The 17,996-nt window shown below is 64.4% G+C and carries 16 protein-coding genes; 15 read left to right on the top strand and 1 reads right to left on the bottom strand.

The window, feature by feature from the left end; genetic code table 11:
• The first annotated feature begins 294 nt into the window (after positions 1 to 294).
• Positions 295 to 438: a hypothetical protein gene (locus tag OX958_RS31135; RefSeq protein ID WP_270133701.1), complete on the top strand. Its 144-nt coding sequence runs from the start codon at positions 295 to 297 to the stop codon at positions 436 to 438.
• Positions 439 to 991: 553 nt separating this feature from the next.
• Here OX958_RS31135 and OX958_RS31130 read toward each other — a convergent pair.
• On the bottom strand, positions 992 to 4,021 hold the full coding sequence (locus OX958_RS31130) for a DEAD/DEAH box helicase (protein WP_270133699.1): 3,030 nt from the start codon (positions 4,019 to 4,021) through the stop codon (positions 992 to 994).
• Positions 4,022 to 4,495: 474 nt separating this feature from the next.
• On the opposite strand from OX958_RS31130, the gene OX958_RS31125 reads away from it, so the two are divergent.
• The 14 genes from OX958_RS31125 (at position 4,496) to OX958_RS31060 (ending at position 17,853) form a co-directional block, all read left to right on the top strand.
• Positions 4,496 to 5,413: a hypothetical protein gene (locus OX958_RS31125; protein WP_270133698.1), complete on the top strand. Its 918-nt coding sequence runs from the start codon at positions 4,496 to 4,498 to the stop codon at positions 5,411 to 5,413.
• A gap of 81 nt (positions 5,414 to 5,494) precedes the next feature.
• Positions 5,495 to 6,373 (top strand): hypothetical protein, encoded by an 879-nt coding sequence (locus OX958_RS31120; protein WP_270133696.1) that lies wholly within the window; start codon positions 5,495 to 5,497, stop codon positions 6,371 to 6,373.
• Positions 6,374 to 6,376: 3 nt separating this feature from the next.
• The gene (locus OX958_RS31115) at positions 6,377 to 7,420 is read left to right on the top strand and encodes a toprim domain-containing protein (protein WP_270133695.1); all 1,044 of its coding nucleotides are present in this window, start codon (positions 6,377 to 6,379) and stop codon (positions 7,418 to 7,420) included.
• Between the two features lie 50 nt (positions 7,421 to 7,470).
• Positions 7,471 to 8,184, top strand: coding sequence for a hypothetical protein (locus tag OX958_RS31110; protein WP_270133693.1), 714 nt, complete (start codon positions 7,471 to 7,473; stop codon positions 8,182 to 8,184).
• A 35-nt stretch (positions 8,185 to 8,219) separates the two neighbouring features.
• Positions 8,220 to 8,381 (top strand): hypothetical protein, encoded by a 162-nt coding sequence (locus tag OX958_RS31105; RefSeq protein ID WP_270133692.1) that lies wholly within the window; start codon positions 8,220 to 8,222, stop codon positions 8,379 to 8,381.
• 1 nt (position 8,382) lies between these two features.
• Positions 8,383 to 8,988 carry a hypothetical protein gene (locus OX958_RS31100; protein ID WP_270133691.1) on the top strand — a complete coding sequence of 202 codons (606 nt, stop codon included), beginning with the start codon at positions 8,383 to 8,385 and terminating at the stop codon, positions 8,986 to 8,988.
• Positions 8,985 to 9,566, top strand: coding sequence for an NlpC/P60 family protein (locus OX958_RS31095; RefSeq protein ID WP_270133689.1), 582 nt, complete (start codon positions 8,985 to 8,987; stop codon positions 9,564 to 9,566). The genes OX958_RS31100 and OX958_RS31095 overlap by 4 nt, the downstream gene beginning before the upstream one ends.
• Before the next feature lie 16 nt (positions 9,567 to 9,582).
• Complete coding sequence (locus OX958_RS31090; RefSeq protein WP_270133687.1) at positions 9,583 to 9,867, top strand: DUF6112 family protein; 285 nt, start codon at positions 9,583 to 9,585, stop codon at positions 9,865 to 9,867.
• Positions 9,868 to 9,902: 35 nt separating this feature from the next.
• A complete protein-coding gene (locus OX958_RS31085; RefSeq protein WP_270133686.1) occupies positions 9,903 to 11,147 on the top strand; it encodes a hypothetical protein in 1,245 nt (414 codons plus the stop codon).
• Complete coding sequence (locus OX958_RS31080; RefSeq protein ID WP_270133684.1) at positions 11,147 to 12,547, top strand: SCO6880 family protein; 1,401 nt, start codon at positions 11,147 to 11,149, stop codon at positions 12,545 to 12,547. Before OX958_RS31085 ends, OX958_RS31080 begins: the two co-directional genes overlap by 1 nt.
• Positions 12,547 to 13,812 (top strand): ATP-binding protein, encoded by a 1,266-nt coding sequence (locus OX958_RS31075; protein ID WP_270133682.1) that lies wholly within the window; start codon positions 12,547 to 12,549, stop codon positions 13,810 to 13,812. The genes OX958_RS31080 and OX958_RS31075 overlap by 1 nt, the downstream gene beginning before the upstream one ends.
• Positions 13,813 to 13,814: 2 nt before the next feature.
• Positions 13,815 to 15,569: a type IV secretory system conjugative DNA transfer family protein gene (locus tag OX958_RS31070; protein ID WP_333486454.1), complete on the top strand. Its 1,755-nt coding sequence runs from the start codon at positions 13,815 to 13,817 to the stop codon at positions 15,567 to 15,569.
• Entirely contained in the window at positions 15,566 to 15,931 is a 366-nt protein-coding gene (locus OX958_RS31065) for a hypothetical protein (protein ID WP_270133681.1), read from the top strand. Before OX958_RS31070 ends, OX958_RS31065 begins: the two co-directional genes overlap by 4 nt.
• 434 nt (positions 15,932 to 16,365) lie before the next feature.
• On the top strand, positions 16,366 to 17,853 hold the full coding sequence (locus OX958_RS31060) for a M1 family metallopeptidase (RefSeq protein ID WP_270133680.1): 1,488 nt from the start codon (positions 16,366 to 16,368) through the stop codon (positions 17,851 to 17,853).
• The last annotated feature ends 143 nt before the right edge of the window (positions 17,854 to 17,996 follow it).

Below are 17,996 nucleotides of genomic sequence, written 5' to 3'. Positions count from 1 at the left end.
CTTCCAGCAGAGCGGTTCGCGCCGCGGTCCTGCGCCGCGCGCGACGCTCCAGTCCGCCCAGGACCAGCCAGGCGCGGGCCAGTTCCAGCGGATAGGGGTGCTGGTCCGGCAGCGAGGAGCGGAGTTGGTCGGCGGCGGCGCGCGCGTCGCCGGTCTGAGCCTCGACGATCGCCTCGGCGCGGCACAGCCCCAGGTCGGTAACCCAGCGGCCGTGCGCCTTCGCCGTCAGCTGGCGCCCGGCACCCGTGGCCAGATGAGATCGCTACCCATTGGGGTCGCGGCAGCAAGACTCCGATGATCAAGGTCCGACCCACCGTCGTGGTCGAGGTCGCTGCCGAGGCCGCTTTGCAGGCCGGGCACTATCGCCATCTCCTGCGGCTGGTGCGTCACCGTACCGACCTCACTCGCGATGATGTCGAAACCCTGCCCGAGACCTGATCAACGGGACTGATCGAGTCCGGCGAACAGTTAGTTCTCCGCCTCCAGCCGGTGCTGACGCAAATGCTTCGGGGACTCCTCCAGCGCCGCGACCTCGCCGAGCCACGCCGATCTGCGCCTCGGTCAGTCACGCCTCGGCGTTGCAGGTCATCTCCTCGATCCGGACACCCGTGTGTCGCAGGGGTCTCCACGATCGCCCACGCCCAGTACCCTTCAGCTTCGGCCTGGATCACATTCACCAGGCCGAACTGCAGCCGCAACGCAGGGACGGCCGAGTCAGGCGATAACAGATCGGCTCGTAGCTCGCTGGGCCGCTGGCGTTCTACTCGCACCGAGGGCGCAGTACGGCGGAAGGTCGCGTCGACAGTGAACATCTCGCCCGGACTGCCAGATCGATCCCCATAGCACCGCTCTAGTGGGCTGCGGTTGGGGCAATGTCGCGTCGTCGACCAAAAGCTGGCGGCACCCTTCGGACGAGAGTAACCATCGCTTATCAGGCTGACCGATTAACGCCGTCCATTTCTGTGAGTAAGACTAAGAGCTGTGCTGAGTCTCAGTTGTTCGTGAGCAGTTCGATCTCGGCGATGGTGGAGGCGGCGTCGTGGAGGACGGTCAGGAACTCCCTAATCTGTTTTGCCGCCAGCGTCGGCGAGGTCTTCTCCAGGGCGGTGTGCAGCATGCTGATCGAGAGACCGGGTTGTGCGATTGCGACCCTTCCTGCTGCGATGGGCGGCGGTCGGTGCGCGAAGCCCCAGTGTGGATGGTCAGGATTCTTGCCGCAGAGGAGCCGGAGTAGGCGCTCGTTGCCTTCGACGAACGTGATCTTCGGTGAGTCTTCGCCGGCGAGGCGGGCGCCGATCGTTCGCCAGAGTCCCGGGTCCGTGATGTAGCCACGACTCTTGATCGCCTGCTGAGTCACCGTCTGCATGTCGTTGACTCGTACGCCGGGAGTGGAGTTGCCAGCGGCCTTGGCGTGCCAAAGCGAGAGGGTGACGTGCCTGCCGGGGTCGGCCTCGATCACTATGTAGTCAGCGATCTCACCGCTACCGTCGTTGCAGAGGATCCATCGATGTTTGGCGCGCTTGGGCTGCGCCTGTAGATACGTCTCGAGTTCCTCGTGAATCGAACGGCCGACCATCTTCTCCGCCGCCTTCTTCTTCGTCTCGGCTTCCAGATCTACACCCAGCCAGGGAAGCGAGCGGTAGAGCACTGGAGGTAGCGATGTGCGTGGACCGCGGGAGTCGTAGATCACCGGTCCGATGCAGGTCTGTCCGTCAAGAAAAAAGATGGTCGGCGGCTTGGCGGACAACAGGTCTTCCAACTGCATGCCGGACGCGAAGCCGAGGTGAACCTCAAGTGATCTGCCCGAGCAATGAAAGCGTCCCTCGAGGTCTTGGTAGCCCTGCCAGACCGGTACGTCGGGATCCGCTGGGGCGGTGGCGATCAGGGGAAGCCGCTCGTCGGTGCGGGATCCGCTCGGATCGATTCGAAGATCGAGGATCGCGACCGGTAGATCACTCTGATCTCGCCACCCCATATTTCGGATACTCGGGCTATGTTCGATGAGCGCAACGTAGGAGTCAGGAAACGCGCTAAGTCGGCGCCCTCGTACCACGTTGGGAAGCAGCCGGCCCGCCGCAGAGGCGGTCGGTAACCAGTACCTGGACGCCAGATCGGCGGCGAAAACCTCGTAGTTACGCAAGGACAGATAGCGGCCCTCCCAGTACTTGCTCTTTCCCGTCGCGACGCCGGCCGAGAACGAGCCTGGCCCGGAGCCGACCTGTGCGATCGCGTGGCCCAGCGCACGCTGGTCGGTATCAGCGGCACGGAGGCCACGATCGACGCCGCTTCCCGAGAACATGGTGTACGACGGAACTCCAGGACTTCCGCTGTAGGTGTTGCGTACGCCGACCGACGATACGGAGATTCGGTCGAGAGCGTCGAAGGCATCCTGCAACCGCTGGGGATCTGTCATCTTCGCGTGTGGCTCGGCGCCGAGGGCGACTCGCAGCTGATTCCGGATTGTGCCGTCCCCGCTGTTAACGAGTAGAAGGTGCGGTTCGTCGATTCGCGGTGAACGGATCCACGTGACCAGATGAAGGTCGTACGTCGGTGCGTCAAGTCCAGGACTCGACGAGTGCCAGCGTGGCCGGCTCGTCGCGGTCGTGACGATCACCAGGGTCGAGTTGGTCGGATTGACCGCGCTGTAAATGATGGTCTGCCCTCCCAGGCGTCGGCCCTCGACGAGTTCGTCCGGTACCTGCCCGGTGGCGATCTGCGGTTCGTACCCGGACTGGGTGCCGACCTCGTACAGGACCACCGAGCACGAGGGCGTGACGGCATTCAGTGCGAGGCTCGGGGGCGCCGAGGAGAACGCTTCGACGTAGGTTCGATCTGCGCGGGCCTCAGCAATGTCGGCGTCGATCAAGCCCGGAAGTACCTGACCCCAGTCCGCGTCCTCAGCGTAGAGCTCGCGTACGGCGCCTTGGAGGTGCGGGTACACGTCGCGATCTTGAGCGGTGATGAGCACCGACGGCTGTGGGTAGGCCTTGTCCACCCGCGCAAGTCGTCCGAGGAACTGCGTCGTGGCCGCCAGCGATCGGTGTTTGTCGTGATAGGCAGCGATACGGAGCCTCGGAAGATCGAAGCCCTCGCCGAGCATGTTGACGACCGCAACCGCACGACACTCTCCGGAGCGAACGCGGCTCACCAGATTCTCACGCTTGCTCTCTGCCATCTCGCTGTGGAGCGTCTCGACCTCGATACCCATGCTGCTGTAGAGCTCTGCCAGGGCTGTGGCGCGTTGACGGGTCCGGGCCCTGACCATGATCGAGCTTGTCGCGTGCTCGGGTTGCCCGGCCAATCGGATCGCCTCGGACGCGATCAAGTGGTCGACGCTGTCTTGCGTCGGGTTGTCCGGCAGGTTGAGGATCTTCGGCTCAACAGGTTTGTATGATCCGTTGTCCAGCGCGAGGCTGATCGGGTAGTGGTAGAGCTCCGTTCCCGGAAGCTGCTGGCGGTCCCGCCGCCGTGGCGTCGCGGTCAGTAACAGAGCAGCGGAATCGCCGAAATGGTCGAGGATCGCGCGCCAAGTCGGTGCCGGCGAGTGGTGCGCTTCGTCGACGATCACCAGGTCGAACAGGCTTTTCGGAGGCAGAATGCCGTCCGTGTAGTACGCCGGGCTGATCGCGTTAGGAAGTGCGACGACGACGTCGGCCCCGTACAGTCGACTCCAGTCATCACTGGTTCCTGAGAGCTCGAGGACGGTCGGGTTCGATGCGCCACTTAAAGCACCGATCCGTCGCAGTACCTCCTGGCTCTGAAACGCGTCGACTGTCTGTCTGCGCAGATCGCGGCTTGGCACAACCACCAGTACACGAGTCGACTGCAGTAGATGTGGAGCAGCCAGAGCGACGGCGGTCTTCCCCGAACCTGTCGGCAATGAGATCAGTGCCGGCGGCTGGCGGGGTAGCGACCAATGACCCAGGAGTACCCCGAGCGCCCCTCTTTGGGCGTCCCGCCAACGCAGGCGAGAACTCGCCGTCAGCAGTTGAAAGCTCTGCTCATCACCGTAGTAGCCCATGTCGTCCCCCAACCGCGGACGCGCGACCAGCCATTACGCCAAGTCGCCGCGTTACCGGGTGTATCCGGAATCGAACACGCTCCGTTACATCGTGACCTGATCTAAGCCGCTCGTCAGCCAGATCGGGTCCTGGACTTCCGGATCGTGGTTCTCCATTTCAACTGTCGGAGCGATGTTTCGTCGCATGACTCATGAACACGGTGAACAGAAGCTGCGGTGGAGCATACGGCGACTTGTGGAATTGCTGGACGGGGCGATCGATTCCGCAGGCAAGCAGCTGTCACGGGCCGAGAGCCGGGTGATATGGCGAGATCCGGTTGGTCGGACTCCTGAGAACGACGCTGAATCAACACATGGTCCGCAGATCTGAATCCTTGGTTGCTGACTCCTGGAATCCTGAATCTGGGTTCTGACCTTCGAGGCAAGCGGCGATCTTCGACTGCGACAGCTCTTGGTTGCGGTTCGGAGGTTGTGATGGGTGAGGTCATCGTTCCCGGGTTCGGTATTACGGGGCCAGAACGGCAGCGGATGCATGAGGCCGTCGAGGAGGCGGGCAAGTTCTTCCGGCGTGAGTTGCTGTTGGCAACCGAAGGGTGGCCGCCGCGGTTCCTCAAGGAGCGAGGCTTGGAGAAGAGCTTGGCGCCTGGGGCGACTTGGAAGGTCGGGTATGCGCCTGACAGTTGGGCGCGACTGACCGATCACTTGCAGAAGCGGGGGTTTGAGCTCGCTACCTTGGTGCGGGCTGGGTTGACGACCTGGTCGGACGACGGTTCGGCGATCGACCGAAATCGCGACCGGATCGTGTTCATTGCTCGTAACGAGCGGCTGGCGCCGGTGGGAATCGTCGGGATCGACCGGGAGGGGGAGATTCGCTTGCCGGCGCCTGAGAGTCAGGTGAATCGTCTGTCGAATTCTCTGGTGGGTCTGCGTGAGCAGATCGACCTGCTCAGCGGTGGTGCCGTGCCGGTGATTGTTGATCGTCCGACGGATGCCATGGCGATTGAACAGTTGAGCCGTGCGACGACGAAGAAGTACATCGGGATCCCGCTGTGTGGGTCGCCAGTCTCCACTTTTCAGGCTCGTATCTTGGCGCGCTATAGCGAGACTGATCAAGCGATCGTGATGCTGCCGGCGGAGACGCGCGAGAGTCGGCAGAGAGCGACTGGGAACGCGCTTGATCTTGCTCTGTACTTCGATCGGATCCAGACGGTTCCGTTGCCTCGCGGTGATGCGATGTCCACTTTGGCGCACACACCGAGTGGGCGTCAGTCCTTGCTGACCCATCTGTCGTTGGCCAGGCCTTTGACCGGCTATCGCAACGGCCTGAACGACAACGGAACGCAGCACACGTCACTGGAGATCGACGATCCGGGCCCGGGTCTGTGTCCTTGAACTGTTGATCGGGGTTCCGAGCAGGTCGCGTGGCCGCGATCTTCGACGCGTCAGCTCGAGTAGCGCGCTTCGGAGGTTGAGATGGGTGACATCGCACGTGGATCGGTTCCATCGCCGGAACAAAGGTTGTTGCATGAGGCAAACGCAGAGGCGGCCATCTTCTACCAGCAGGAGCTGCTGCGAACTACCTCATCATGGCCCGCGGAAGTTCTTGGGGACTGGGGTGTCGAAGCCGTTCTGAAATGTAGGTCCAGCTGGCAGGTCGGCTACGCACCTGAAGGCGGAACCCGGGCGATCGACCACCTGCAGAAGAAGGGCTTCGGACGTGAAACGCTGATGCGAGCCGGGCTGATGAGTTGGACCGACGACGGCCGGGTGGTTGACCGCTATCAGGATCAGTTGGTCGTCGTGTCGCGTGACCAGCGGCTGGACCCGGTGGGGTTCGTGGGCGTGAGTCGCGATGGCAAGGCGCAGGCGATCACGCCGGAGACGCCGGTACATCGACCATCGGAGGCGCTCGTCGGCGTACGGGAGCAGATCGATGCGCTCGAGGCTGGTGCGACGGCGGTGCTCGTCGATCATCCGCTCGACGCGATCGGCATCCAACTGGCACAGCAGTATTCGGGCAGGAATCGCTGGGTAGGTATTCCGCTGGTCGAAGCGTCACCGACGGGCGCTCAGGCGCGGATCCTGCGGCAGTACAGCAGGACCAGCCGGGTGATCGTCACCGTTATGCCAGATCCATCGGGCGCTGAACTTGCGGCGCAGAACGCTCTCGATCTGACGGCTGTCTTCGACAACGTCCAGGTGTTTCAACGTGGGCCCGGACCGCTGCTCATCAGCCCTCGTCCGTTCGAGCTGATCGCTGACCTTCGTGTGGCGCAGCAAACGGACGGTCCGGAGGGCAGTGGGCACCACTTCTATATGCCCAGTACTGATGACCCAGACCTGGGTTTGTGACCGATGGACAGGCTCTTCCGGGTGCATGAGGCCGCAACGGCGTTCTACCGTGCCCAGTTGCAGAGCAACTGCCGTACTTGGGCCGCGCGCCTATTGGTCGATCGACATCTGGGTGCGGTGCTGTCGTCCGACAGCACGTGGTCGGTCGGCTATGCGCCAACTGGATGGTCTCGGCTGGTCGACCACTTGAGGTCGGCCGGATTCGATGACGACTCGATGGTCGCGGCCGGCTTGGCCAAACCGATCCGGTCAGGCTACTTGGTTGACCGTCTCCATGACCGTTTGACGTTTGTGGCTCACGACATCGACTTGCGACCTGTCGGTTTCGTCGCGCGCGCTCGCGCCGGTGAGCCGAAGTATCTCGGCTCGCCGACCACTCGAATCTATGCCAAACGTCGGTCGCTGGTGGGGCTGGATGCGCAGCGGGATCGACTGGCCAGGGGTGCCGTGCCGGTCGTGGTTGAAGGGCCCACAGATGCGGTGGCCGTCAGCCTGGTCGGCGATGAGTGGGCAGGCGCTGCCACCTGCGGTACGGCGATCACCGCGGAGCAGGCGGCGATCGTCAGGCGACATACGGTCGGAGACACGGTCATTGTGATGCTCGACGGCGATCCGGGTGGACAACGCAGTACCGAGCGTGGGCTCGATGTCCTCGCCGCGGAGTTCCGATCGGTGCTGGTCGCAGAACTCCCGAGCGGTGACGATCCGGCGTCGTTGTTCAGATCGGCACCAGGGGTCCTGCGCGCAACCCTGACGCATGCACGATCGGGAGTCGAGTTCGCTATCGACGTCGAGTTGGCGCGGTGGGGAAAGGTTCTCGACCACGTCAGCGGTCAAGTCGGTGCACTGCGGGCAGTCGCGCCGCTGGTGGTCAGGCTCCCGCACGAGCAGATCGCCGGTCAGGTCGCCAGGCTTGCGCGGCAACTTCACCTGGAGGAGCGAGTCGTGTCGCGAGAGATCCTCGCCTCCGTCGATCGCCGTGGCAGCAGCGGAGCCACGGCCAGCGATCTGGAGACCGATCCCGAGCTGGATTCAAGGAGTCCTTGATCTTGTGATCCAGGTTCAGAAGGCGGCTCATCGGCATCAGATTGATTGCCATGGAAGACGATTTGGAGGTACTCATCAGAGCCGCTGCTCAGGCAGCGTGGAAGAACGAGCCTGCTCGGCAGTTGGCCGAAGCGATCGAGCATCGCATTGTGCTGCCGTTGCCGCTCTGGCTGAAGACCAATCTCGGCCGGGACGAGGCTTCGCAACTCGCTCGGGTGATTGCCTGGGAGAGGTGTCACGAACTCGCGGTCAAGCCACCCCGAGCCGGTATCTCCTGGGGCTACCTGGCAAATCACGTCCGGTGGCGTCTGATCGACGCCGTACGAGCCGAGGTGGTGCGTCGGCAGCGCCACCCAGTCACCCACCCGGTGCCTGATGTCGAGACACCAGAGGTACCGATGCTCGGCGCTCATTTGGACCGGATCGTCGCAGAGCTGGAGCAGCACGGCCTGCCAAGCGCGGTAGGCCGAGAGCTGATGCGAGTGGCGGCCGACGGGCCTCCCTTCTACCGATCGACCATCATCTCGCGACTCCGCCTCAGCGGGGTGACGGAGTCACAAGCAGAAGCGCTTGCCTGGCTTGTACGAGGCAGTCCGTCTCGGCCATCGGCACTTGCGCGACTTGCGGCCGGGCAACCCGACACGCAGGTGTTCGAAGACCTCACGGTCCGCAAGTGGCTGAAAGCGGCGGCCGGCCGTGACCTGCGGTTTTTCGGCCGATGGACTAGCGAGTACTCCGGGCGCGACCTCGCTAGATCCGCCTGATCCCAAAGTTGCCGAGCTCGACCGTTGATCCCGGCATGACTGAGATTCGCCGACACAACTGGCTCATCCGCTACTACCGCGCCCAGTTCGGGCTGTACCTGCGCCTGCTCGCCGGCCCGCGCCTTCTGCCTCCGCCCGTGGCGGCTGCCGGCTTGAGATGGCTGCGGCGTACTGCCGTCCCCAAGAGAGGAATCTGACGTGAACCACTCCATCCGCCCACAGCTGGTGCTGCCCGTCGCCATCGTTCTGACCGTCGTCACGGTCGTCCTCGTTCTCGTCTTCAGTTCACCTGGCTGGGACGAGCCGGAGAAGGCAACAGCCGAACCCACGATCCTGCCGAGCGAGCAGCACGAGCGGTCGGCGAGGCTCGAGGCCTGGACCCGACCGGCAACCACCGACCCGAAAGCGATGGCGATCGGATACGCCCGCGCGATCTGGACCTACGACACCGCGAAGCACAACTTCGACGACTGGCAGGACGCAGTCAGCGTTTTCGCCGACCCAGTGGGCGAGGGCCCTCGCATCGCCAGAAGCCTCTTGCCGCTGCTACCCGAGTGGCAGCAGCTCGAGCTGCACCACGCGAGAGCCTCGGTCGATTACATCACCGCGGAGATCACTCCGGAGATGAAGCAGCTGCAGCAGAGTGCTGCAGCTCCCGAGGGCTGGACCGGCTTCGTAGTCCACGGAAAGCAGACCGTCGTACTCGACACCGAGACCATCGTCGCGGATCGCCAGGCAGCCGTCGGCGTGGTCTGTACGTCGATCTGCAAGTTCTGGTCAGCGACGGCTCAGATCAAGCCGTGATCGGCAAGCTGGCGCTAGCCGGTGCGCTGCTGATCAGCGGCATCGGTCTGATCGCGCCACTCGCGATCGCGGTCGGCGGCTCAGACCTCTGCGTCGCAACACCGACAGAACCACCACCTGAAGACTGCGAGCCACCTACCGGTGTCGACACAGGGGGCGACACCGGTGGGGATGCAGGAGGCGACACTGGCGGGCTTCCTGGCTCAGCCGAAGCGGTAGGCCGGGCGCACCGACTCGTTGGTGGTCACGGCTACTACCAGCTGTGCGCAAGGCTCGCCGCGAACATCTGGGGCAGACCACGCTCCGGGTACTACTCCGCAGCAGAGCAGTGGCGCCAGATGGCTGCAACCGGCAAGGCCCATCTGCATGACAGACAGTTCCCGGTCGGCGCTCTCCTGTTCTGGTCTACCGGCGGTCCGTTCGGCCACGTCGCCGTCTACATCGGCAACGGCCGCATCGTCTCGAACGACATCAACGACCGATTCCCGGGCGAAGGCGGCGTCTACGACGTCGAGTTCGGCCTCATCGAGTCCCGCTGGGGTGCGACCTACCTCGGCTGGGCCCCACCCATCTACTGAAGGACCTCTCGTGTACATGTTGCTTCCGCTTCAGGACCCTGGCGTCAGCCCGAACGGAACCGGCCTGCCCGGACTGCCGGCACTGCGGCAGATGGTCGGAGCTCTTCTCACCTTCAGCCTGGTTCTTTGCGTGGCGGCCTTCGTCATCTCCGCAGTTGCGTGGGCATGGGGCAGCTTCAACAGCAACGGTCATGCTGCGGGCAAAGGAAAGGTCGGCTGCTTGGTGGCTGCCGGCGCCGCGATCCTGATCGGGTCGGCGAACACGCTCATCCGCTTTTTCAGCAACATCAACCTCGGCTGACCGCGATGGCGTGGTCGGACTGTCTCCTCAACCCCGTGACCTGCGTCATCGACAGCGGCACCAACGCGGCCACCAACTCGGTCTGGGACTCCTTCCTACGCTGGGCTGCCCGTGGCCTGGCCGACATCACCACCATTGTCTTCAGCGAGTTCAGCTCGAGCACGTCGCCCCGTTTCGACCAGCAGTGGTGGAACGACAACCTCGACTTGATGGTCACCATCTCCTTACCGCTGCTTGTCGGACTGTTCGTACTGCAATGCGTGTCGGCAGCCATACGCCGCGAGCCGGGCCGCCTTGGTCACGCGCTGGTCGGTGCTGTGATCGGCACCGTCGGCGTGCCCTTCGCAATCGCGATCCTGGCAGCGAGCGGCAAAGCCGTCGATGAGATCTCACTGGCGATCATCGGCAACGAAGCCACCGCGGACGGGCTGAAACGCATGGTCGACATCGGCAGCCTGCTGTCGGTGGGAACCCTCGGTGGATTTCTTCTGGTGGCAGTGTTCCTCGGCTTGATCGCGATCATCTCCCTGTACGTCGTGATGCTGCTGCGCGATGTCGCGATCGTCGCGTTCGGCGTGTTCGTGCCACTCGCGCTGGCCAGTTGGACCTGGTCAGCCAGTAGGCACTGGCTGCGCCGATACGTCGAAGTAGTCGGTGCCCTCGTGTTCTCCAAGGTCGCGATGGCAGTGGTGTTCGCAGTAGGAATCTCTGCTACCGGCAACACCACCCCGTCGGGAGAAGCGAGCGTCGGGACGTTCTTGGCGGGTGTCCTTCTCCTGGCGATGGCGGCCTTGGCGCCGTTCGCGACGTTCACCTTCATCCATTGGGCCGGCGATCACAGCCAGGCGGCTGGCCACGCAATCCAACAGGGTTTGTCGGGAGCAACTGCGGCAAAGAGCCAGGTCGATCAAGCTCGGGCCATCGGCGCCGACCACTTTGGCGGCTCCGGTGAAGGAGGCCCGGGTCCGATCGTGGGCGACGAAGGTGACTTAACGAGCGCGCATGGCTGGACGGAGGAGTCGATGGGCAACGGCGACTCGAACGTTGCAGGCGACGAAGCGAGTGTGAGCGGCGATGCTTCCCATCCGCCAGCGGACCAAGCAGACGCCGGCTCGACGGCATCTGAGACAGCCAGTGCGGTTGTCCCACCTGCATTACCGGCTAGCGATACCGGCGACACACCAACGGCCATCGCCACCTCGACCAGCGAAGTATCGGTCAACACCTCGGACGGTCCAGGCGCCCAGGCTGATCACGACACCGACGGGGGAAGCCGCTGATGTCCACACTGTCGACTCGATTTCCTCGTCCAGAACGCAATGCCGTCCTGCTTGGGCTTCGTCCAATCCAGGTGGCGTTAGTGGCGGCGGCGGTTCTCACTTCGACACTCGCAGTCGTCACCACGGCGACGCCGGTGGTGAAGTCGGTCGGGATGGTCGCCGCAGGTCTGATCCTGGTAGTTGCCTTCGCAAAAGCTGAAGGGCTACCGATGCACCGCTGGCTGGTCCTGCGAGCTGTGTCGTTTTGGCGGCCACGCTCATATCGGGCTCGTGTGATGCAGCCGCGCAACCACGGCCGACTCCAGTTGCCCGGTGAAAAGCTGGAACTGCTGAGCTGGAACTCAAGGATCGGGATCGTCCACGACAAGCGGAGAAACAGGCTCATCGCGGTGGCCCGAATTGAGGGACCGGCGCACCTCCTGCAGAACTCCGACGAGCAGGACCGGCGCGTCACGGCGTACGGGCAGATGATCGCGGGATTGTGTCACGGCAACCGGATTGCAAGGGCACAGATCCTGGAGCGGACCTTGCCCGATCCAGGCGATGAGGTCGGCGCCTGGGCGAAGCGGCGGAACGTCGACGCCAGAACGTCTGCAGGTGCGATCTATACCGACCTGCTCGACAGAGCGGCGCCGGCCGCCGCGAAACACGAGACGTTGTTCGCCTTCGCCGTGAATCTCGATGCGGTATCTCGGGAGGTGCGCAAGCACGGCGGCGGAATCACGGGAGCTGTCGCCGTACTGGAGTCCGAGGCACGAGCGTTTCAGACTTCCTTGGCGTCGGCAGGAGTTGTCGGTACCTGGCTTGCCGCGGACGATCTGACGATGAGTCTGCGACTCGCTTTCGATCCGAAGGCCGTGCGGGGTCCGAAGGTCTCCGAGGCCGCTGATGTCAGTCCTCTGGCGATTGATGCCGACTGGGACTTGCTCAGGACCGACTCGTCGTTTCACCGGGTCTATGTCATCTCGGAGTGGCCGAGGGTTCGGACGACTCCGTCGTTTCTGAGTCCGCTGCTATTGAAGCCGGGGATCCGACGAACCTTCACCTTGGTGCTGCAGCCGATCCCGATGGCCAGGGCGCTGCGCGACGCCCGACGGCACCAGGTCGAGCGGATCACCGACCGAACGACTCGGAAGCGAATCGGGCAATTGGAAACAGAAGAGGACCGACAGCAGGACGCGGACGTCGCACAACGCGAACGCGATCTGGCCGCTGGCCACGGCGACGTCCGCTGGCTTGGACTGGTCGTCGTCTCTGCGGATGATGAGGAGAAGCTTGACGACGCATGTATGGAGGTCGAGATCGCCGCAACGCAAGCCCTCCTGGATCTTCGACGCCTGGTCGGTCAGCAGGCCGACGGCTTTCTCGCAGGCGCCCTGCCGTTCGGGATTGGACTGTGATGGATCTTCTCGTCGACGCTCACCGCGCAACGACTCGGATCGCTCAGGTTGCCTATCCGTTTCTCGCGGAAGGTGGTCTAGGGGCCGACGGCACCTATATCGGCTCTGATGTGTTCAGTGGAGGGTCGTTCGTCTACGACCCGTGGGTTCTCTACCAAAGCCGGATCATCACGAACCCGAACATTTTGCTGGCCGGCGTCATCGGGAGCGGCAAGTCCTCGACAGCGAAGGCCTTGATTACGCGATCGATCGCGCTTGGCCACAAGGCCTACATCCCGTGTGATCCGAAGGGGGAGTGGACGTCGGTGACCGAAGCTATGGGCGGTACGGCGATCAAACTCGGCCCCGGCCTGCCGACGCGCCTGAATCCACTCGACGCCGGTCGCCGACCAGACGCTGTCGCAACCGATGAGTGGGACCGCATCGTCTGGTCCCGCCGACGTGCGCTACTCGGCACCTTGGCCGAGTCAACCCTCGGCCGCCCGCTGGCTGCCATCGAACACACCGCTCTGGACCTCGCCCTGGAGACCGTCTGCGCCCAAGTGCCCGACCCGACAATCCCCGATGTAGTGGTGGCGCTGTTCACACCGGACAGCCGCTGTGCCGAACGTGCAGGACTGAAAGCGAGCAGCCTGACCACCGACGGTCGGGAGGTCGCTCACGCGATCAGGCGTCTGGTGCATGGAGATCTGTCTGGCATGTTCGACGGGCCGTCGACCACCGAGTTCGATCCGGCCGCGCCGATGGTCTCGTTGGACTCGTCCTGGATTGGTAGCGGCGGCAACGACCAGGCGCTCCGCCTCACTCTGGCCTGTGCATCATCGTGGCTGGAGGCAGCCGTCGCCGATCCTGCTGGCGGCAACCGCTACATCGTGTACGACGAGGGCTGGCGCGTCATGCGGGACCCGGCGCTGCTCCGCCGGATGCAGGAGCAGTGGAAACTTTCACGGGCTTGGGGCATCTCCAATGTTCTGATCGTGCACCGGCTGTCCGACCTGGCTGCTGTCGGAGATCTGGGATCAGAGGCGCGAGCGCTTGCGGAAGGTCTACTCGCAGACTGTTCGACGCGAATCATGCTCCGGCAGGAGTCGGACCAGCTCGCCCGCACAGCGAGCCTGCTCGGCCTCACCGATGTGGAGATTGCGACGATTGCCAAACTGCCCAAAGGTCGGGCGCTCTGGCGTCTGCCGAGCAGGTCGTTCGTGGTGCAGTTGGTTCGCCACGTCCGCGAGGTGCAGCTCTTCGACACGGATGGGCGGATGTGAGCATGCGACCAAACCGCCCCAAAGCGCCGACCGAGACGACGGACCTGGCGATCGCCGCCGCAGCGGTGGTACTGGCTTGTGCCGGCATGTTGTACCTGGCTGGCGGCCTCGGCTGCCTTGTGACAACCGGCAGATGGGTCGACAGCGCTTGGATCGACGCACTTGGCGTACCACTGCATCCCGGCAACCCCGCCGCCGCGTTCGGGCTGGAGCGAGATGAGTTGCCACCGACGACGTACTGGGTCGTTCTCAGTTTGCTGATTGGTGGTCCGCTGGCGTGCGGGATAGGTGTTGGTCGGCTGATTGTTCGGCGGAGGGCCGGAGCATCCAGCCGGGGCACGGCATTGGCCGCACGCCCCGGGTTGGCGACCAAGGCCGATGTCGAAGCCGCGGTGGGTCGCCGTCAGGTGGTACGACGTGGTCGCTCAGCGCGGCCTCTCGCATCGGGCAACTCACCGACCGAGGTTGGAACCTTGCTAGGGCACTCGCGGGGGAGTGGATGCTGGGCATCGGTCGAGGACTCGGTCATCGTCGTCGGCCCGCCCCGTTCAGGCAAAGGGCTGCATCAGATCATCGGTGCCATCATCGACGCACCTGGCGCAGTCGTCACCACCTCGACTCGGCCGGACAATCTCGTCGCAACTCTCGGGCGGCGCCGAACGATAGGTCCGGTGGCTGCCTTCGATCCGCAGGGGCTGTCGAAGACCGAGGGAATCCGGTGGTCACCGGTTCGTGGATGCGAGAACCCCGGTACCGCCATGGTTCGGGCAACCGGACTCGCTGCAGGCGCCGGCTTCGCCAAAGGCGGGGTATCGGACGGCGCGTTCTGGCACGGCCAGACCGAGATGGCGTTGCGCGGTCTCCTGCACGCCGCAGCCATCGACGACACCGGGATCGCCCAGCTCTACCGCTGGGGGCTCGAACCGGCCTCGGCCATCGAAGCCGTCACCATCCTGAACCAGTCCTCGATCGCAGCCGAGGGCTGGGGAGACACCTTGGACGGCATCGTCCGCATGGAAAGCCGGACCCGTGACGCGATCTGGGCCGGCGTCCGCTCCGCCCTCTCCGCGCTCGCCGATCCTGCCGTCCGCAAGGCCTTCGACCCACCGCCGGGGGAGGGCCTAGACCCGGCCACCTTCATCCGAGAGAAGGGCACCATCTATCTCCTTGGTACAGGCGCGGGCGCCAGTGCAACCTCGTCCTTCATCGCGGCCCTGCTCGAGGACATCACCGAATCAGCCCGGCAGATGGCCGCCAAGAACCTTGGTGGGCGCCTGGAACCACCGTTGTCTCTGGTGCTCGACGAGATCGCCAACCTCTGCGCAGTACCTTCCCTGCCGTCCCTGATGGCAGATGGCGGAGGCTCCGGCATCTCCACGCTCGTCGTCATCCAGTCCCTCGCTCAATCACGCGATCGCTGGGGCGAGCAGGCCGCCGCGGCGATGTGGGACGCCGCTACCCTCCGCCTCATCCTCGGCGGCTCAGCACAGACCCGCGACCTCCAGGACCTCAGCGCCGTCTGCGGCGAACGAGACGAAGAACTACGCAACTGGAGCCGCGGAGCCGACGGCGGCCGCACAATCTCGACCAACACCCGCCGGATCGCGATTCTCCCGCCCGACGTCATCCGAACGCTGCCGTTCGGTACCGGCGTACTGCTCGCCCGCACAGCACCGCCGATACTCCTGAAGATGACCCCGTGGACCGACCGCGCGGACGCCGAGCAGATCCGTCACAGCATCTTCGAGACCACATGACCGACGACCTGACCCGAGCCCTGGGTCTCATCCCACCAACCAACGACCCATACGTCGTGTGCTGGCGCGATCTGGACGGCGCCGACATCCGTGACGAGCTCGACCGCCTCACCACCTGGGTCGACTGGGCAACCGATCGCTACCGCCTCGACCACAAAGTGATCCCACCATGCTGGTCACACCACGGCGCTCTGGTAGAAGAACTCTCAGCCCTCCGCACCTTCTGGGAAGCCTGCTACCTAGAAGACTCGGCCCCCTCGGACCCGATGAGCTTCCACCGCGACCTGACCCTTGCTGTCCGCCGCCTCCGAGACTGGAGTTCCATGCTCGGCTGCTCACGGACGACCCATAGGCCTGAGTGATCGAGCGCGCCGATGTAGTTCAGGTTGATCCCCGATCCTCTTCGCCGCGGTCCACCGCGACCCCGTCACACCACCCGGCGCAGACTTGGCGCGATCAATTGGCTTCAGGGCTCAAGCTCGGCGTTCAACCCAGCGTCGTGGACCGTCGTGGACCGCCGAGCCGACCAGCGTTCCAAGGCACTTGAGCATGCTCAGTTGCAACCGAATCTAGACTTCAGTGTCGCCGGGCCGGTCTCCGGTGGCGGATACGAGGTGACGTCGCCGTAGTAGGTCAGAAGGGGATTGGCGCCGTCTCGCTGAACAGCGGCACGGAATGTCTCAGGAAGGGTCATCCTCCAATCTTGCTGCGGTGGTCAAAGTACGACCTGAGGATGAGCCGGGATGCCGACTCGGGGGTGATGTCGTCGCGACGGGCCGTCAATAGGTTGGTGGCTATGAAGAATCAACGTCGCATCGTCGCGACCACGCTCGCTTTGACCACGCTCGGAGCGGGGCTGACCGTCCCCTCCGCCCTCGCCGCACCACCCGCCTCCCCGGGCGCGCCTGGGATCGGCGACAAGGTCTGGCCCGAGCTCGGCAACGGCGGGTACGACGTTCTCGATCAGCAGTTGGCGTTCCGGTTCAACGACAAGCTGACCGACTACACCGCCAGCACGACGCTGACCGGTCGCGCGACGCACGGCCTGAGCAGGTTCGACCTCGACCTGCTCGGCCCCGAGGTCACCGCGGTACGGGTCAACGGCCTGCGAGCGACCTGGAAGTCAACTCCACAAGGCGAACTGGTGATCACGCCCAAACGCGCGGTGCCCAAGAACGCTCGTTTCGTCGTGAAGGTGGATGTCAGGAGCAAGGTCACCGGCGTGACCGATCCGGCCATCGCCTTCCCGCCAGGTCTGATCCAGTACGACGACTGGATCCAGGCGATCAACCAGCCGTCCGGTGCGCGCCGGATGCTCGCGGTCAGCGATCACCCGGCCCAGAAGGCGCCGGCGACCATCAGCATCACCGGCCCCGCGAGGCTGAACTCCATTGCCAACGGCAAGCTCATCCGGACGACCCCCATCGGCAAGACGGTCACCCGGGTCTTCCGCGAGGACCGCAAGATCGCCACCGAACTGCTGCAGATCGGCGTCGGCCCGTTCACGGTGGTGCACGCCAAGGGACCGCACGGCATGGACCTACGGTACGCCGTACCGACGGCGCGGCTGGCCGAGATCAAGCCGCAACTGAAGACGTTCGACGAGTCGGTGCGATTCATGGAGCAGCGCCTCGGCCGCTTTCCCGGTGTCCGGGCCGGCGCGTACGTCGCACCCGTCGGCGGCGAACTGGAGACCCAGGGCCTCACGTTGATGTCGGCCGACGCGATGACCAAGGAGGGCTTCGAGCAGAACGGGACCGACGCGGTCGTGCTGCACGAGATCGCGCACGAGTGGTTCGGCAACTCGGTCTCGCCGGAACAGTGGTCCGACCTCTGGCTCAACGAGGGACACGCGGTCTTCTACGAAGGCGAGTGGTCCGCCGCCAAGGGGCGGATGAGTCAGTCCGAGCGGATGCGTTCCACCTATGTTGAGCAGGGCAACCAGTTGCTGGTCAACGGCCCGATCGCCGAGCCGGATCCGGCCAAATGGCCCGGCGAGAACGCATCGACGCGTCCGTACAGCTCAGCGGCGTACGGCGGTGGCGCGTTGGTGCTCTACGCCCTGCAGCAGACCGTCGGCACCAAGACGTTCAACCAGATCGAGCGCACCTGGGTCCGCGAACACGCCAACGGTCTCGGCAGCACCGAAGAGTTCATCGCCACAGCCTCGAAGGTGGCGAAGACCGACCTCGGCCCGTTCCTCCGCTCCTGGCTCTACGGCACCAAGCTCCCAGCCATGCCCGGCCACCCGGACTGGAAAGCAGCACCCGCGACACGTCAGTAAGCGGAGTCTCCTCGAAATCGCTGGATGTTGATCGTGATCGGCCTGGTGCTAATCCTGGCGTAAACCATCACCGCCGGCTATCTCGTGGCGCCGGATCGACTGCACCAGGTCGCGGCCGAAATCGTGGCTGGTCGAACGGCACC

The organism is Kribbella sp. CA-293567, from assembly GCF_027627575.1.
Lineage (GTDB): Bacteria > Actinomycetota > Actinomycetes > Propionibacteriales > Kribbellaceae > Kribbella.
The sequence above is the reverse complement of the archived record's forward strand: the minus strand, read 5'-3'. Positions and strand labels throughout refer to the sequence as shown.

Bases quoted from the DNA above. Each gene is read 5' to 3' on its own strand.
- OX958_RS31135 (WP_270133701.1), top strand. From the start codon at position 295: ATGATCAAGGTCCGACCCACCGTCGTGGTCGAGGTCGCTGCCGAGGCC.
- OX958_RS31120 (WP_270133696.1), top strand. From the start codon at position 5,495: ATGGGTGACATCGCACGTGGATCGGTTCCATCGCCGGAACAAAGGTTG.
- OX958_RS31125 (WP_270133698.1), top strand. From the start codon at position 4,496: ATGGGTGAGGTCATCGTTCCCGGGTTCGGTATTACGGGGCCAGAACGG.
- OX958_RS31060 (WP_270133680.1), top strand. From the start codon at position 16,366: ATGAAGAATCAACGTCGCATCGTCGCGACCACGCTCGCTTTGACCACG.
- OX958_RS31065 (WP_270133681.1), top strand. From the start codon at position 15,566: ATGACCGACGACCTGACCCGAGCCCTGGGTCTCATCCCACCAACCAAC.
- OX958_RS31090 (WP_270133687.1), top strand. From the start codon at position 9,583: ATGTTGCTTCCGCTTCAGGACCCTGGCGTCAGCCCGAACGGAACCGGC.
- OX958_RS31070 (WP_333486454.1), top strand. From the start codon at position 13,815: ATGCGACCAAACCGCCCCAAAGCGCCGACCGAGACGACGGACCTGGCG.
- OX958_RS31130 (WP_270133699.1), bottom strand. From the start codon at position 4,021: ATGGGCTACTACGGTGATGAGCAGAGCTTTCAACTGCTGACGGCGAGT.
- OX958_RS31080 (WP_270133684.1), top strand. From the start codon at position 11,147: ATGTCCACACTGTCGACTCGATTTCCTCGTCCAGAACGCAATGCCGTC.
- OX958_RS31110 (WP_270133693.1), top strand. From the start codon at position 7,471: ATGGAAGACGATTTGGAGGTACTCATCAGAGCCGCTGCTCAGGCAGCG.
- OX958_RS31075 (WP_270133682.1), top strand. From the start codon at position 12,547: ATGGATCTTCTCGTCGACGCTCACCGCGCAACGACTCGGATCGCTCAG.
- OX958_RS31105 (WP_270133692.1), top strand. From the start codon at position 8,220: ATGACTGAGATTCGCCGACACAACTGGCTCATCCGCTACTACCGCGCC.
- OX958_RS31115 (WP_270133695.1), top strand. From the start codon at position 6,377: ATGGACAGGCTCTTCCGGGTGCATGAGGCCGCAACGGCGTTCTACCGT.